Raw genomic sequence first — 15,503 nt, 5'->3', positions numbered from 1 at the left:
GACGGCTACTTCGTGTTCAGGATGGTGTCCATCTCCTTGGCAGCGTCGCTGGTGGCCTGTTCGACCGTCTTCTGCCCGGAGAGGATGGACTGCATCATGGCGTTGGTGGTCTGCTTGGCCTGCACGGCGCCGAACTGAGGTGTGACGGGCACGGATGCGCCGCCCTCGACCATCTGCGTGGCGAACGGCTTGACCAGCGGGTCGTCCGAGTTCTGCGCCGGCTTGAGCAGCGAGTTCAGGCCGGGGAAGTATCCGGTCTGCGAAGCCCACTCGCTGGCGTACTTGCCCGTGGTCATCATCTTCACGAACTGCCAGGCCAGGTCTTTGTTCTTGGCCGTGTTGAAGATGCTGAGGTGCGAACCGCCGAGCACGGACGGGCTGATGCCGCTCTCCTGGCCGGGGATCGGGGCCGCCGCGATCTTGCCCTCGAGATCGGGGGCCTTCTGCACGATGGTGGCCGGTGTCCAGGAGCCCTGGATCGCCATGGCGACCTTGCCCTGGTTGAAGTTGTCGAGCACGTCGGTCTCCTTCCAGGTGGTGGCACCCGAGGTGGAGAACCCGTACTTGGTGGCGAGGTCGGTGTAGAACTGGATCCCCTCGCGCGACTTGGCGCTGTCCATCCCGGAGACCCACTTCTTGCCGTCGAGTTTCGCGACGTCGCCGCCGGCGCCCCAGACCCACGGGTACACGCCGAACTCGGCATTGCCAGGAACCGCGAACGGGATCATGTCGGGCTTGGCCGCCTTGATCTTCTCGCCGGCTGCGACGATGTCGTCCCAGCTGGTCGGGGCCTTCAACCCGAGCTCCTCGAACACGTCGGAGCGGTAGACCAGGGAGCGGACGCCCGCATACCAGGGCATGCCGTAGAGGTCGCCGTCGTAGGTTCCGGACTCCTGGAGGCCCTTGACCAGGTCGCTCTCGATACCGGCCTTCTTCACGTCGTCGGTGATCGGGGCGAGCGCCCCGGCGTCGGCGAACTCGGCCGTCCAGGTGGTGCCCGTCTCTGCGACGTCGGGGGTGGTGTTGCCGGCGATCGAGGTGACGAACCGGTCGTGAGCATCCGCCCACTGCACGAACTCGACTTTGAGTGTCGCGCCGGTCTCCTTCTTGAATGCGTCGCCGACCTCACTGAAGAAGTCGGAGGAATCGGGGTTGGTGCCCTGCATGATCCACACGGTGAGCTTCTGGCCCTTCGCGTCGACCGTGCCTCCGTCTCCGCTCGTCCCACTGGAACAGGCGGTGAGCCCGAGCGCAGCGATGGCGAGTGCGGCGATGGAGAGATAGCGCTTCTTCATGGTGCTGTCTCCTCTTCGAAACTGTCAGGGGGCGAGTGCCCGAACATGATTGGAAGTAGTCTCCAGGACCAGCACGAATTCTGCAAGTTATTTCCAGCGCGGTGTGTAAAGAGTTTGTTACGACTGACCGCGACGGGCGTTCAGGCCGTCTGCAGTTGACGGAGGAACGCCCCAGCGGCCGGGCTCGGCTCTTCCGCCACGGCGACGGCGACCGTCCACGACGGCACATCGCCGAGCAGGCCGACGGCCCTCAGCTGGTCGGGACGCTTCTTGGCGAAGCTAGCCGGAACGATCGCGACACCGAGGTTGTAGCCGACCAGGTCGAGCAACGGATGCACGTCGTTCACTTCCATCGCCGCCCGGTAGTCGAACCCGGCCGCGGCGAAGGCACGACGGGCGAGCGCCTGAGCACCCCACCCCTCCTGGAAGCCGACGAGCGGCTCCCCGCGCAGCTCCTCGAGCGGGATGCTGACCTCGGAAGCGAAACGGTGCTCCGGATGGCACAGCACGAGCATCTCCTGCGTGCTCAGCGGCCGCAGCTGCACACCGGGCGGCGTGTGCCCGGTGTCGACGACGAGCGCGACATCCACGCGGCCGCCGGCAACCGCATCCACCAGCTCCTCGGAACCCGAGTAGCGCAACCGCACCTCGACGCCCGGGTTGGCGGTGCGGAACGAGGCGAGCTCAGCGGGAAGATCGACCGCGCCCAGGCACGGCTCTGCGCCGATCGTGAGGCGGCCGCGCACGAGTCCGCGAACGGCGGCGACCGCGTTGCGGGCCGCTGCAGCGCTGGCGAGGGTGCGCACCGAGTCGGCGAGCAAGGCCTGGCCGGCGGTCGTCAGCTCGACGCGGCGGGTGCTGCGGATGAAGAGGGAGGTACCGAGCTCCTGCTCGAGCGAGCGGATCGACGCCGAGAGTCCCGACTGCGAGATCTGCAGCAGTTCGGCGGCCCGAGTGAAGTGCCGCTCTTCGGCGACGGTGACGAAATGCTCGAGCTGCCTGAGTTCCATTCAGCGATTCTACGTCTGAATCGACCCTCGTTTCATCGCCGTGGTGATCAGGTGGGGCGCCGTCGGCCCTAGCCGACTATGGGGGCGTCGTGAGCGTGACCGAGAATCCGGCGCCCCACCTGTCAGCGGCCGCAGTATCCCTGCGGCTCGCTTCCGGCGGGGACGTCTCCGCGTCGCCGGGGGTCGATGTCGTGCAGTCGCACGGAACCGCGTGCGGGGACCGCGATCAGGTCGCCCTCGCGGAGGTCGCCAGGCAGTTCGAGCACGGCAGCACGGATATGCACCATCACGTCCCGCGCCGTCGAGATGCGCCCGATGAGTCGGGCTTCGGCCGTTTCGGCCGCCACTGTGGTGAGCTCGCCGTCGAGATCGACGGTCAAGCCCCCGTCGGATCGTCGGTGGACCGCGGTGACGGAGACGACGACAGCGGATGCGAGCTCGGTGTCGCTGGGGCGTCCGCCGGTCCCGGGGATCACAGCTGCGGCGCTGTGAACGCACGGGGTTCCGCACCATTCTGCGAGGCGGACGAGGGAGACCCCCGCGATCACGACATCCGAGGTGGTGACCGAGGTGAACTCGGGCCAGCGGTCGCAATTGAGGGGGTCGGGGATGGATTGTCGAAGGGTGGGAAGGATATGAGTGAGTGTCACAACGACAGGTCTACGCCTGCTGAGAGAGCTCTCATCGAGCCCTAACGGTACTCGTGCGCCTGTGACTCGGAAGCTAACGAATCCCTATCGAGGCGTCCCTCTGCGCGACCTTGGCCATCACCTCGAGCATCTCCGGCACGAGGGCGACCGAGCCCGCACGGGCGGCGACCTCGAGCGCTTCGGCCTGGTCGGCATCCGCATCCGTGAACCAGGATGCGATGCTCACGCCGTGACCCGGACGCGACAGCACCTCGATGCGGTCGCCGGCGCCGATGGTCCCGGAATGAACGATCCTGAGGTAGGCGCCCGGGCGGCCCGCGGCGGTGAAGCGCTTGACCCACTGCGGTTCGCCCATCCAGCGCTGGAAGGTCGCGCACGGCATCCGCGGGCAGGTGACCTCGACCACCAGTTCGTGGCCGATCCGCCACCGCTCGCCGATCTCGGCCCCGCTCACGTCGAGCCCCGCCGTGCGGAGATTCTCGCCGAACAGTCCCGGCGTGATCTCGCGATCGAGCTCCGCCGCCCAGTAGCGCGCATCCTCGTCCGCGTACGCGTACAGCGCCTTCGTCGGGCCGCCGTGATGCTTTCTGTCGGCCTGCACATCCCCGAACAGGCCGTACGGACGAACCCGCAGCGGCGCACCGACGGGCTGCTTGTCGATCGCGGTGACCCCGACGGTCCCCGCATCCGGAAGCAGTTTCTCGACCCTGCACAGCGCCAGCAGCTCAGCCATGCGTCCATCCTGCCCTGTGAGTCGCGGCGAATCGATGTTGCCAGGCCGCCGGAGGGTCGATGTGCCGCGACTCAGCGCACCCCGCGCATCATCTTGAGCACCCACGGACTGATGATGGCGAGAATCACGCCGATCACGATCGCCACGGCACCGAGCACCCCGAAGTAGATCCCTTCCGTCTCCGGCGAGTACAGCTTGGCGAGCTGTCCGGCCAGCGCGGTCCCCAAGGAGACCGAGAGGAAGTACAGCGCGATCATCTGCGCCCGGAAGGCGTGCGGCGCCAGTTTGGTCGACACCGACAACCCGACCGGCGAGATGAGCAGCTCGGCGATGGTGAAGACGAAGAGGATTCCGATGATCGCCAGCAGAGGCGTGCTGTTCGGGCCGCCTCCCACCCAGAACAGGAAGAGGAGGAAGGCGATGCCCATCACGACCGTTCCCGCGGCGAACTTCAGCGGCGTCGACGGCTGCTTATCGCCCCACTTCGTCCAGATCGCCGCGAACACCCCCGACAGGATGATGACGAAGATCGGGTTGATCGACTGCACCCACGAGACTGGGAACTCCCATCCGAAGAGGTTTCGGTTCAGGCGCTCGTCCGAGTAGATCGTGATGACCGTGAACTGCTGCTGGTAGAGCGACCAGAACGCCGCGTTCACCACGAACAACGGGATGAACGCCACGATCCGGCTGCGCTCCTCACTGTTCACCAGCTTCGAGGTGAGGATGACCACGAAGTAGGCGATCGTCGCCACGATCACGAGGCCGATCACGATCAGGGTCAGATTCTCCGCCGTGATGACGCCGGTGAGCACCAGGACGACGACCACGACGATCGCCGCGACCGCGATCCCGATCACGAGCGGCCGGCGCGAGGCGGGCAGCGGGTTCGGCACCTCGCGCGCTTCGTCCGGGAGGCGTTTGCGACCGAGGGAGTACTGGATGAGGCCGATCGTCATCCCGACGGCCGCCAGTCCGAATCCCCAGTGGAAGCCGAGCGTGGTCTGCAGCAGGCCGGTGAGGAGCGGACCGAAGAACGCGCCCAGGTTGATGCCGAGGTAGAAGATCGAGAAGCCCGCATCCCGCCGGCTGTCATGCTCGTCGTAGAGCGTGCCCACGATCCGCGTCGCGTTCGCCTTCAGCCCGCCGCTTCCGAACGCGATGAAGATCAGCCCAGCGATCACACCGGATACGCCCGGAAGGATCGCCAGGGACAGGTGGCCGATCACGATGACGAAGGCGCTCCAGAACAGCACACGCTCCGAGCCGAACATGCGGTCGGCCAGCCAGGCGCCGAGGATGGTGGACAGGTAGACACCGCCGCCATACGCGCCGACGATGCCTGCCGCCGTCGCCTGGTCGATTCCCAGACCGCCGCGCGCGACCGAGTAATAGAGGTAGATGAGAAGGATGCCCTGCATCCCGTAGAACGAGAACCTCTCCCACATCTCCACGCCGAAGATGTTGGCGAGTGAACGAGGCTGGCCGAAGAAGGTCTTGTGCTCCCCCGCCGGCCCCGGTGTCTCTCTCCGCGCCGTCGCGTTGCTCATGCGCACATGCTCCCACTCCGCACGGCGAAGCGGAATGCTTTCAACGAAGGTCTTCGAGCACCGCCGCCAGCTGGTCGACCGCCCAGTCGAGGTCGGCGGGGTCGATCACGATCGGCGGGGCGAGCCTGATCGTGGAGCCGTGCGTGTCCTTGGCGAGCAGGCCGCGCTCCATCAGCAGTTCGCACACCTCACGGCCGGTCGCCAGCTCCGGGTCGATGTCGATGCCCGCCCAGAGTCCGGCCCCGCGCACCGCGACGACGCCGTGACCGACGAGACGCTCGAGTCCGGTGTGCAGGCGCCGGCCGAGCAGCTGCGCGCGCTCCTGGAGCTCGCCTGTGGCGAGCATCCCGACCACCGCTCGGCCGACGGCCGCTGCGAGCGGGTTGCCGCCGAAAGTCGAACCGTGCTCGCCGGGCTGGAGCACACCGAGCACATCCCTGTTTCCGACGACCGCCGACACCGGCACGATGCCCCCGCCCAATGCCTTGCCGAGGAGGTAGAGATCGGGGACGACCCCCACGAGGTCGCACGCGAACGTCGCGCCGGTGCGGCCGAGTCCCGACTGGATCTCGTCGGCGATGAAGAGCACGTTGCGCTCGTCGCAGATCCGGCGGACGGCCGGCAGGTAGTCGGCGGGTGGAACGAGGATGCCGGCCTCCCCCTGGATCGGCTCCACCAGCACAGCGACGGTGTCGTCGTCGATCGCGGCGGCGAGCGCCTCGGCGTCCCCGTACGGAACCATGCGGAACCCCGGCGTGAACGGACCGAAGCCGTCACGCGCCGTCGGGTCGTCCGAGAAGCTCACGATCGTGGTGGTGCGCCCGTGGAAGTTCCCCGACATCACGATGATGTTCGCCATCCCGTCGGACACCCCCTTCACGCGGTAGCCCCAGGCGCGCGCGACCTTGATCCCCGACTCGACGGCTTCGGCTCCGGTGTTCATCGGCAGCACCATGTCCTTGCCGGCGAGAGCGGCCAGCGCCTCGACGAACGGACCGAGCTGGTCGTTGTGGAAGGCGCGGCTCGTCAGGGTGACGCGGTCGAGCTGAGCCCTGGCCGCATCCAGGAGCACCGGATTCGAGTGCCCGAAGTTCACCGCGGAGTAGGCGGCCAGGCAGTCGAGGTAGCGACGGCCGTCCACATCCGTGACCCAGGCGCCCTCGCCCTCGGCGACCACGACCGGAAGCGGATGGTAGTTGTGCGCGGTGTGCGCCTCCTCGCGCTCGATCGCCACGGCCTGTCGCTCGGTGGCGGCCTTCGACACCGGGTGGATGCGGTGGGCGACTGTCTCGGCGTCTGCGCCGTGGGCCGTCGTGTCTGTGTCGGTCATGGACTGTCCTCTCAGCGACGCAGTTCGAGCGTGCAGCATTTGACGCCGCCCCCGCCGAGCAGCAGCTCGGACAGGTCGACACCGATCGGGTTGTAGCCGTGCCCGCGCAGCTGCCGCTCGAAGTCGAGCGCACGGGATGCGATGACGACGTTGTAGCCGTCGGAGAACGAGTTGAGGCCCAGCACGGATGCGTCCTCGTCGTTCACGATGATCGCATCGGGATAGCGTGCGCGAAGGATCCCCAGGCTCGGCTCGTCGAACGCGCTCGGCAGGTAGGCGATGTGCTCCCGACCGGGTGTGCCGTCGAGCACCGCCAGCGCGGTGTCCAGGTGGTAGAAGCTCGGGTCGATCAGGGTGAGACTGACGACCTCGCGACCGTACAGCCGGCCGAGCTCGAGGTGGCTGTCGCTCGCACTGCGGAACCCGGTGCCGGCGAGGATCGTGTCGCCGACGAGCAGGAAGTCGCCCTCCCCCTCGTTGATGTGCTCGGGCTCGGCCACCTCGAATCCGTTTCGCCGGAACCAGTCCATGTATGCCGGACCCTCCGGCTGCCGTTCGGGGTAGGTGAAGCTCGCGCCGTACGCGATGTTGTCGATGACGAAGCCGCCGTTGGCCGCGTAGACCATGTCGGGCAGCCCCTCGATCGGGTCGATGAGCTGAACGTCGAAGCCGAGTTCGAGATACGTGCGGTAGAGCGCATCCCACTGGCTCATGGCCAGCGATGTGTCGGTCGGCAGCTGCGGATCCATCCACGGGTTGATCCGGTAGACCACGGTGAAATGCTCCGGACGGCACATCAGCACCGACCGTGCGGTGGCCGTGCGCTCGGGCCGTTGCACCCGGGGCTCCGCATCCTCGTGAATCATCGACATGGGGATAGTGTCACACACGAATGTCGCCGAAATTCGGCCGATGTGCGCACGAAATCGTCGTGCATCGGTATCACGTGGCGATTATCTGCATCAGGTCTCCCCCACGACGGATTCTGACCGACCACAACCGCTCCGCGCGGCGCACGGAAACGTCGCGCAGGATTTCTGCGCACCCTGCCCTGACCGCGCAACGATCCGCCGTATGCTTGCCGCGTGGACAACCTCGATCGCAGCATCCTCGACCTCCTCCGGCAGAACGCCCGCGCCGGATACGGCGACATCGGCTCGGTCGTGGGGCTGTCCGCGTCCGCCGTCAAACGGCGCGTCGACCGACTCGTCGCCGACGGCGTCATCCGTGGATTCACCATCCAGGTCGACCCGACCATCGACGGGATGAGCACCGAGGCCTACGTCGAACTCTTCTGCCGCGGAACGGTCGCACCGGACGAACTGCTGCGCATCCTGTCGGCCGTCCCGGAGGTGGTGGAGGCGGGAACCGTCACCGGAAGCGCGGACGCCATCGTGCACATCCGGTCGCGGGACATCCCGAGCCTCGAGGCGGCCCTGGAGAAGGTGCGGCTCGCCCCCAACGTCGACCACACCCGCAGCGCGATCGTGCTGTCGCGGCTGATCCACCGCGGACACGACTGACCGGCACCGCTCGGACCGTCGTCTTTCTTCAAGCATTCCGCACCGGATGCGCGCAGCATGGTCCCATGACCGAGACAGCAGAAACCAGCATCCTCGTCGCCGCGCCGCAGCACGCCGTCTGGCGCGCGCTCACCGAGCCCGCCGCGATCGCGGAGTACCTGTTCGGAACCCAGGTCACCACCGACTGGAAGAAGGGCAGCCCGATCGTCTACCGGGGCGAATGGGAGGGCAAGCCCTACGAAGACAAGGGGACCATCCTCGAGATCGACCCGCCGCGCCTGCTGGCGACCAGCTACTACAGCCCGCTCAGCGGCAAACCGGATGCGCCCGAAAGCTACCAGAATGTGACCTACACCGTGGAGCCCGAGGGGTCGGGGACACGAGTGACGGTCAGGCAGGACGGCTGCGCCGACCGAGCCGAGGCCGACCGGATGGTCGAGAACTGGGGCATGACCCTCGCCGGGATGAAGGGCGTCGTCGAGCGCGGAGTCTGAGTCGCGCCTGGGCCCGACCAGTGGCGTGTCTGTGCCGCACCTGCGAGAATCCTCAGCCTGCGCGCATCCGGCAACCGGAGTCTTAGAGCACCACCACGGCAAACGGTGGCACGATGAACGCATGAAACTGCTGGTAGTCGAAGACGACCCCGACATGGGAGGCCTCGTCGAGCGGGGGCTCACCGCCGAGGGTTACGACGTGACGCTGGTCACCAACGGCGTCGATGCGATGATCGCGTTGCGCGCTGAGCCCTTCTCCGCAGCCGCGATCGACGTGATGCTGCCCGGGATGAGCGGCTTCGAGCTCTGCCGCCACGTGCGCGAGGCGGCCAATCCGATGCCCATCCTGCTGCTGACGGCCCGGGATGCGATCGAGGACAGGGTGCACGGGCTCGACTCGGGCGCAGACGATTACCTGACCAAGCCGTTCGCATTCGATGAGCTCGCCGCGCGCATCCGGGCCCTGCTGCGGCGGGAGCCGAGCGGGATGCGACCCCAGGTCACGGTCGGACGCCTCACCATCGACTCGCACGAGCACCGCGCGCTCGTCGCCGGTCACGAGATGCCGCTCAGCCGGCGCGAGTTCACGCTGCTGCGCCTGTTCGCGACCAACCCGGACAAGACGCTCGCCCGGTCCGACATCCTGGAGACCGTGTGGGGAACGACCGAGAACATCGGCACGAACGTGATCGACCAGTACGTGTCGTACCTCCGCAAGAAGCTGGAGCTGGCGGGCGCCGGGCTCGCGATCGTCACCGAACGCGGGCGCGGATACCGGCTGGACGCCAAGAACGCCGAGGCGCCGACGCCGTGACCGCCGAGCGGCGATCGACGGTGGGGACGACCCGCGAGGCGGTCCCCGGGTGACCTGGCTGCGGCGGTTGTCCATCACGGCCCGCATCACCATCGGGAGCCTCATCGTCGCGACCCTGTTCGGTCTCGTCGCCGTCGAGGTCGTGCGGGCCGGCGTCGCGTCGATCCTGCACAACGCGACGGTCACCCTGCTCACGAGCGACGTCGCGGCACCGAAGCAATCGGTGAAGGGGAATCCGAGCGGGCCGTACACACTTCCGGGCGGCGGGCAGGAACTCGCGATCGTCGGCCCGAACGGCCGGGTTCTCGACTCGACCCTCCCGCTGGCGCTCGGCGCGCGGATGCCGAGTCTGCTCCAGCTCGGCGACGACCCCACAGAGGTGCAGGTCGGCAACGACCGCTATGTCGTACTGGTGCGGGCCGTCCCGACGAGCGACGGGACGTTCCACGTGATCGCGGCGCGCAACAACGAGACGACCGACCTCGTGCTCGACCGGCTCACTTCCCTTCTGCTCATCGGCGCCGCCGTGGTGGTGGTCGGATTCGGCGCCGCATCCTGGCTCCTGGCTCGCACCGCGCTCCGCCCGGTGAGCCGGATGCGCGAGCGCGCCGCGAGCATCGCCGACGTCTCCTCGACCGGTCTCCTCCCCGTCGGCCCCGCCAACGATGAACTCGCCGCCCTCGCGACCACCCTCAACGACCTGATCGGCCGGCTGCGAGCATCTGCCGACCGGGAACGCCAGATGGTGTCGGATGCGAGCCACGAGCTGCGCACGCCGCTGGCCGTGCTGCGCGGGCAACTCGAGCTCGCGGAACTCGACGCGGGCGACGCGGATGCGCTGCTCACCGCCATCCGCTCCTCGCACGCGACAGCACTGCGCCTCGGACAGCTCGCCAGCAACCTCCTCGAGCTCTCCCGGATCGAGGCCGGCCCCTCCAACGGGCGCACCGACTGGCGCACCCTCACTGACGAGTTGGCCGACGCCATCGACCGGGCGCGCCTGATCGCATCCCGGCGAACCGACGACTCCGAAGCCCGCGAGATCTCGATCGACTTCGACTACCGCCCGCGTGAGCGTCAGACGGTCAACGCGCTGGTCGCTCTCTCCCCGACCGATTTCGGGCGCATCCTCGACAATCTGCTCGGCAACGCGATCACGGCCATCATGGGCGCCGACGTTGCTGCAGATGCGGATGCGGATGCGGCTGCGGCGTCCGAACGGATCGTCACCGCCGAGCTCACTGCCACCCCCGCCGAGGTGATCCTCACCGTGCGCGACAGCGGTCCCGGCATGGAGGCGGGCTTCATCCCGGTCGCCCTCGACCGTTTCACGCGCGCCGACGGCGCCCGCACCGGCCACTCGGGTGGCGGACTCGGGCTGGCCATCGTCGGGGCTCTGGCGGGGTCGGCCGGCGGCAGCGTGGTGCTCGCCAACGCCGAGGAGGGCGGGCTCATCGCGACGGTCGTGCTACCGCTCGCGTCGCATCCGACCACGTAGTGATCGCGCTGAGAGGCCGGGACCTCGATCAGTGGCCGGAGACGTCGGAGTCGACGCCCGCATCCGCTCCCTGGTCGAGTGTGGCGATCGCAGCCTGGTCCTCCGCGTCAAGCCTGAAGTCGAGCACGTCGAGGTTCTCCGCCTGACGCTCGGCGTTCTTCGACTTCGGGATGACCACCAGCCCGTTGTCGAGGTGCCACCGGATCACGACCTGACCGGGGGTCTTGCCGTACTTGGCGCCGACGGTCGCCAGCACTGTGGAGGTGAGCAGGTCGCTTCCGGCGCCGAGCGGACTCCACGACTCGGTGACGATGCCGTGCTCGGCGTCGTAGGCGCGTTGCTCGTGACGGGTGACGTACGGGTTCAGCTGGATCTGGTTCACGGCCGGCGTGGTTCCGGTCTCGGCGATGAGTCGGTCGAGGTGAGCCGGTTTGAAGTTGGAGACGCCGATCGCGCGCGCCTTGCCCGATGCGTGGAGCTTCTCGTAGGTCTTCCAGGTGGAGACGTACTCGTCGCGGCCCGGCAGCGGCCAGTGGATGAGCAGCAGGTCGACGTAGTCGAGGCCGAGACGCTCGAGCGACTCGTCGAGCCCGGCGATCGCGCGATCGTCGCCCTGGAAGGGGCCGTCGAGCTTGGTCGTGACGAAGATCTCGTCGCGGGGTACACCGCCGCCGCTGATGCCGCGTCCGACTCCGACCTCGTTGCCGTACCGGACCGCGGTGTCGATGTGCCGGTACCCGATCGCCAGGGCTTCGTGCACTGCGCGCTCGACCTCTGCGTCATCGAGCGGCGCTGTTCCGAGGCCGATCTGCGGGATGCTGGTGCCGGAGTTGAGGGCGATCCTTGGAATGGTCATGCGTCCAGGCTAATCACCTGCCGCCCGCACCGGTCAGATGACTTCTTCCGACAGTCGCGACGGGTTCCCGAAGCGGTGGGCGGTGATCGAGATCGCCTGCTCGTGCAGGAACGGGAGCAGTTCGACGCGTCCTGCCGGGGTGACGGGGTTCGCGTAGACCGCAACATCCGGAGTGCCTCCGAGCGCTGACGCCAGCGCGGACGCATCCCCGCCGATGAGCCGGATGCGGTGCTCCTTCACCGAGTGCGCCGCGACTCGTGCGAGCCACTGCTGATCGGTCTCGACCGTCACGTCGACGTCCCGCTCGCGCAGAACCTGATGAACCGGCCGCGGCAGCTTCACCGAGCTGCTCACGGTGAACGGCGACCGGGCCACGGTCGCGGCGGCGAGGATGCGCAGCAGCGCGGGCAGCTCAGCGCCGTCGGCCAGGCGGATGGCGACCGGCACCGGCCGATAGCGGAACAGGTTGCGCTCGACTCCGACCGCAGAGACGTCTTTCACCGTGTGGAACTCCGTCGCCGCGGCGATCGCATCGCTGAGGGCCGAACGCCGCACGAGGTCGAACGCCGTATAGTCCATCGACGACTGGCCCGACTCGATCAGGTCGCTCACGCGCTTGTCGAGTCCACGTAGGTGAAGGCTCGTGCTGGAGTGGCCGACCTCCGGCTCCCAGGAGCCGAGGCCGATCAGGTAGTTCGGGCCTCCGGCCTTCGTGCCCGCTCCCACAGACGACCGCTTCCAGCCACCGAACGGCTGGCGCTGCACGATCGCACCGGTGATGCCACGGTTCACGTAGAGGTTGCCGGCCTCGACCGTGTCGAGCCACAACGCGAGCTCGTCGGGGTCGAGCGAGTGCAGCCCTGCGGTGAGGCCGTACTCGATCGCGTTCTGGTAGCGGATCGCCTCATCGAGGTTGCGCGCCGTCATGATGCCCAGCACCGGTCCGAAGAACTCGGTGAGGTGGAAGTAAGAACCGGGCTGCACGCCCGTTCGCACTCCCGGCGTCCAGAGTCGCCCTGTGTCGTCGAGCTGCTTGGGCTGCACGAGCCATTCCTCGGTTCCGCCGAGTGTCGTGAGCGCATGCAGCAGCTTTCCGCTCGCCGGCTCGATGAGGGGCCCCATCTGGCTGGTGGGGTCTTGCGGATAGCCGACCCGCAGGCTGGTCGTCGCGTCGACGAGCTGGTGCCGGAAGCGCTCCGACCGTGCCACCGACCCCACGAGGATCACGAGGCTGGCGGCGGAGCACTTCTGCCCGGCGTGCCCGAACGCGCTTTTGACGATGTCGGCGACCGCGAGATCGTAGTCGGCGCTCGGCGTGACGATGATCGCGTTCTTTCCGCTGGTCTCGGCCAGGAGGGGAAGATCGGACCGCCACGACCGGAAGAGCTTCGCCGTCTCGTAGGCGCCCGTGAGGATGACTCGGTCCACTCTCGGGTCGGAGACCAGCTGCTGACCCAGCTCGTTCTCCGAGACATCGGCGAGCGCGAGCAGCTCCCTCGGAATGCCGGCCTCCCAGAGCGCTTCGACCATGACCGCGCCCGACCGCTTCGCTTGCGGCGCGGGCTTGATGATCACTCCGCTGCCCGCGGCGAGCGCCGACAGCACCGACCCCGCCGGGATGGCGACCGGGAAGTTCCAGGGCGGTGTCACCACGGTGAGCTTCGACGGAACGAAGGTCGCACCTTGGACGGTGTCGAGTTCGCGGGCTCGCGTCGCGTAGTAGTGGGCGAAGTCGATCGCCTCGCTCACCTCGGGGTCGGCTTCGGCGATGGTCTTGCCGGTCTCGGCCGCCATGATCTCGATGAGTCTGTCGCGGTTCGCGGCGAGCGCGAGGCCCGCACGGTCGAGAACGGCAGCCCGCTCGAACCCGCTCCGCTGCCCCCAGGCCGCGCCGTTCGCCTGCACAGTGCGGATGAGGCTCTCGAGCGCCGCCGTATCCGTCACCCTTGCGCCCGCGATGGTCTCGACGCCGAGTTGCGACGAAGCAGAGCGAGTCAGGATTCGACGGCCCCACGCTCGGTTGACCGCCAGCGACGGATCGGTGTCGGCCGCGTTGCGGAACCCGCTCGGGGCCGGAGCAGTCAAGCCGTCGCTGCCGACCTCACCGTCTCCGCTCGACCCGCGCTGGAGCCCGAGCACCACGCTGGTCAGCCCTTCGGCGGATGCGCCCTCGGGCTCTGCGGGGGCCGGCGGCCGGGTGAACGATCCGGCATCCTCCCACTCGCGTTGCCTGTCCTGTCGCCGGTTCGGAAGCGGCGCGACTCCGCGAGGGCTCGGATCGGACTCGAGTTCTGCGATCGACGACAGGAATCGCTGCTTCTCCCGCTCGAACAGGGCCGCGTTCGAGTCCAGCTCGAAGACGGCGGACATGAAGTTCTCCTGGCTCGCGTTCTCTTCGAGCCTGCGGATGAGGTAGGAGATGGCCACATCGAACTCGGCCGGGTTTACGACCGGGGTGTAGAGCAGCAGCGACCCGACGGTTCTTCTGACGGCGTCGGCCTGCGCGGTCGCCATGCCGAGCAGCATCTCGAAATCGATCCGCTCGGTGACTCCACGCCGCGAGGCGAGCAGCCATGCGTACGCCACGTCGAACAGGTTGTGCCCGGCGATGCCGATCTTGACCGCGTTCGTGTGCTCGGGCGTCAGCGCCCAGTCGAGGACGCGCTTGTAGTTGGTGTCGGTCGCCTGCTTGGTGTCGTACGTGGCGAGCGGCCAATCGTGGATCGCCGCGTCGACGTGCTCCATCGCGAGGTTGGCGCCCTTGACCACACGCACCTTGATCGGGGCTCCCCCGTTCATCCGACGCTGCGTCGCCCACTCGGTCAGTCCTTGCAGAGCGTCGAGCGCGTCGGGCAGGTACGCCTGGAGCACGATGCCGGCTTCGAGCCCGGCGAACTGCGGCTTGGCGAGGATGCCCGTGAACACCGCGATCGTCAGATTGAGGTCGCGGTACTCCTCCATATCGAGGTTGATGAACTTGGGCTTCGGCGACGAGGCCGCGAGCTGGTAGAGCGGCGTGAGGCGCTCCACGACGCGCGCGACCGTCTCGTCGAACGACCACATCGAGAGTTGCGACGCGATGGACGAGACCTTGATCGATACGTAGTCGACGTCGTCCCTGGCGAGCAGTGCCCGTGTTCCCTCGAGACGGCGCGCCGCCTCCTGCTCACCGAGCACGGCCTCGCCGAGCAGGTTCAGGTTCAGCCGGGCTCCACGGCCCTGAGGGTCGGTCGGTGCGCGGAGGTGCGCGATCGCGTGGCCGAGCTTGTCGGGGGTCGCATCGACGACGAGGTGCCCGACCATCCCGCGCAGCACGCGCCGCGCGATCGGGATCACGATCCACGGCAGCACGGGACCGAATACCCCACCCAGCCAGATGGCGAACCGCATGTACCACGGCAGGAACGACGGGATGTTCTTGGCGACTTTCTGCAGGTTGTACCCGGCCACGAAGAGGTCTTGCGGACGGGCGACGCCATCGACGAAGCCGACGGCGAAGTCGAGTCCGTTCGGGTCTCTCAGCACGCCGGCGAGCCGCTCGGCCGCCGGGTCGTCTTTCGGCTTGGCGCCGTCGGCCGCAGCGCCGTCGGCCGCACTCGCGCTCTGCGCCAGCCAGGTTCGGACGAGTTCGACAGCCTCGACGGCGATCTGCGACGGGCGGGTGCCGGTGCCCTCCGTGTCATTGACCATGCTCACGACTGTATTCCTCGCTGTTCGGGGTTGCTCGGGCCTCACCCACATTGTGGAGAA

General features: G+C 67.9%; 13 protein-coding genes. 4 read left to right on the top strand and 9 right to left on the bottom strand.

Translation table 11 applies throughout. The features are described from left to right. Positions 1-5: 5 nt before the first annotated feature. The 7 genes from ACFVV0_RS03025 to ddaH all read right to left on the bottom strand — a co-directional run bounded on the left by ACFVV0_RS03025 (position 6) and on the right by ddaH (position 7,434). Positions 6-1,295 (bottom strand): sugar ABC transporter substrate-binding protein, encoded by a 1,290-nt coding sequence (locus ACFVV0_RS03025; protein WP_387058027.1) that lies wholly within the window; start codon positions 1,293-1,295, stop codon positions 6-8. A gap of 140 nt (positions 1,296-1,435) precedes the next feature. Then, positions 1,436-2,305 (bottom strand): LysR family transcriptional regulator, encoded by an 870-nt coding sequence (locus tag ACFVV0_RS03020; protein ID WP_387058024.1) that lies wholly within the window; start codon positions 2,303-2,305, stop codon positions 1,436-1,438. A gap of 122 nt (positions 2,306-2,427) precedes the next feature. Next, complete coding sequence (locus ACFVV0_RS03015; RefSeq protein WP_387058022.1) at positions 2,428-2,955, bottom strand: hypothetical protein; 528 nt, start codon at positions 2,953-2,955, stop codon at positions 2,428-2,430. A 73-nt stretch (positions 2,956-3,028) separates the two neighbouring features. Beyond that, positions 3,029-3,688 carry an MOSC domain-containing protein gene (locus tag ACFVV0_RS03010; RefSeq protein WP_387058020.1) on the bottom strand — a complete coding sequence of 220 codons (660 nt, stop codon included), beginning with the start codon at positions 3,686-3,688 and terminating at the stop codon, positions 3,029-3,031. 71 nt (positions 3,689-3,759) lie between these two features. Then, positions 3,760-5,238, bottom strand: a complete 1,479-nt coding sequence (locus ACFVV0_RS03005; RefSeq protein ID WP_387058017.1) for a peptide MFS transporter — start codon at positions 5,236-5,238, stop codon at positions 3,760-3,762. 40 nt (positions 5,239-5,278) lie between these two features. Continuing rightward, positions 5,279-6,568 carry an ornithine--oxo-acid transaminase gene (gene rocD, locus ACFVV0_RS03000; RefSeq protein ID WP_387058014.1) on the bottom strand — a complete coding sequence of 430 codons (1,290 nt, stop codon included), beginning with the start codon at positions 6,566-6,568 and terminating at the stop codon, positions 5,279-5,281. A gap of 11 nt (positions 6,569-6,579) precedes the next feature. Further along, the gene (gene ddaH, locus ACFVV0_RS02995) at positions 6,580-7,434 is read right to left on the bottom strand and encodes a dimethylargininase (RefSeq protein WP_387059454.1); all 855 of its coding nucleotides are present in this window, start codon (positions 7,432-7,434) and stop codon (positions 6,580-6,582) included. A 219-nt stretch (positions 7,435-7,653) separates the two neighbouring features. Between ddaH and ACFVV0_RS02990 the strand changes: the two genes are divergently transcribed. From ACFVV0_RS02990 to ACFVV0_RS02975, 4 genes are all read left to right on the top strand, one after another. Continuing rightward, positions 7,654-8,091 (top strand): Lrp/AsnC family transcriptional regulator, encoded by a 438-nt coding sequence (locus ACFVV0_RS02990; protein ID WP_387058012.1) that lies wholly within the window; start codon positions 7,654-7,656, stop codon positions 8,089-8,091. Positions 8,092-8,156: 65 nt separating this feature from the next. Continuing rightward, positions 8,157-8,585, top strand: coding sequence for an SRPBCC family protein (locus tag ACFVV0_RS02985; RefSeq protein WP_387058008.1), 429 nt, complete (start codon positions 8,157-8,159; stop codon positions 8,583-8,585). A 121-nt stretch (positions 8,586-8,706) separates the two neighbouring features. Continuing rightward, the gene (locus ACFVV0_RS02980; protein ID WP_387058005.1) at positions 8,707-9,399 is read left to right on the top strand and encodes a response regulator transcription factor; all 693 of its coding nucleotides are present in this window, start codon (positions 8,707-8,709) and stop codon (positions 9,397-9,399) included. Between the two features lie 49 nt (positions 9,400-9,448). Next, entirely contained in the window at positions 9,449-10,897 is a 1,449-nt protein-coding gene (locus tag ACFVV0_RS02975) for a sensor histidine kinase (protein ID WP_387058002.1), read from the top strand. 28 nt (positions 10,898-10,925) lie between these two features. Here ACFVV0_RS02975 and ACFVV0_RS02970 read toward each other — a convergent pair whose 3' ends face one another. Together ACFVV0_RS02970 and ACFVV0_RS02965 are read right to left on the bottom strand one after the other, a co-directional pair. Then, entirely contained in the window at positions 10,926-11,753 is an 828-nt protein-coding gene (locus tag ACFVV0_RS02970; RefSeq protein ID WP_387057999.1) for an aldo/keto reductase, read from the bottom strand. A gap of 33 nt (positions 11,754-11,786) precedes the next feature. Then, positions 11,787-15,443, bottom strand: a complete 3,657-nt coding sequence (locus ACFVV0_RS02965) for a proline dehydrogenase family protein (RefSeq protein ID WP_387057996.1) — start codon at positions 15,441-15,443, stop codon at positions 11,787-11,789. Between the last annotated feature and the right edge of the window lie 60 nt (positions 15,444-15,503).

Origin of the sequence: Leifsonia sp. NPDC058230 (assembly GCF_042882245.1) — a bacterium.
Lineage (GTDB): Bacteria > Actinomycetota > Actinomycetes > Actinomycetales > Microbacteriaceae > Leifsonia.
This window is presented reverse-complemented; position numbering and strand designations above follow the sequence as displayed.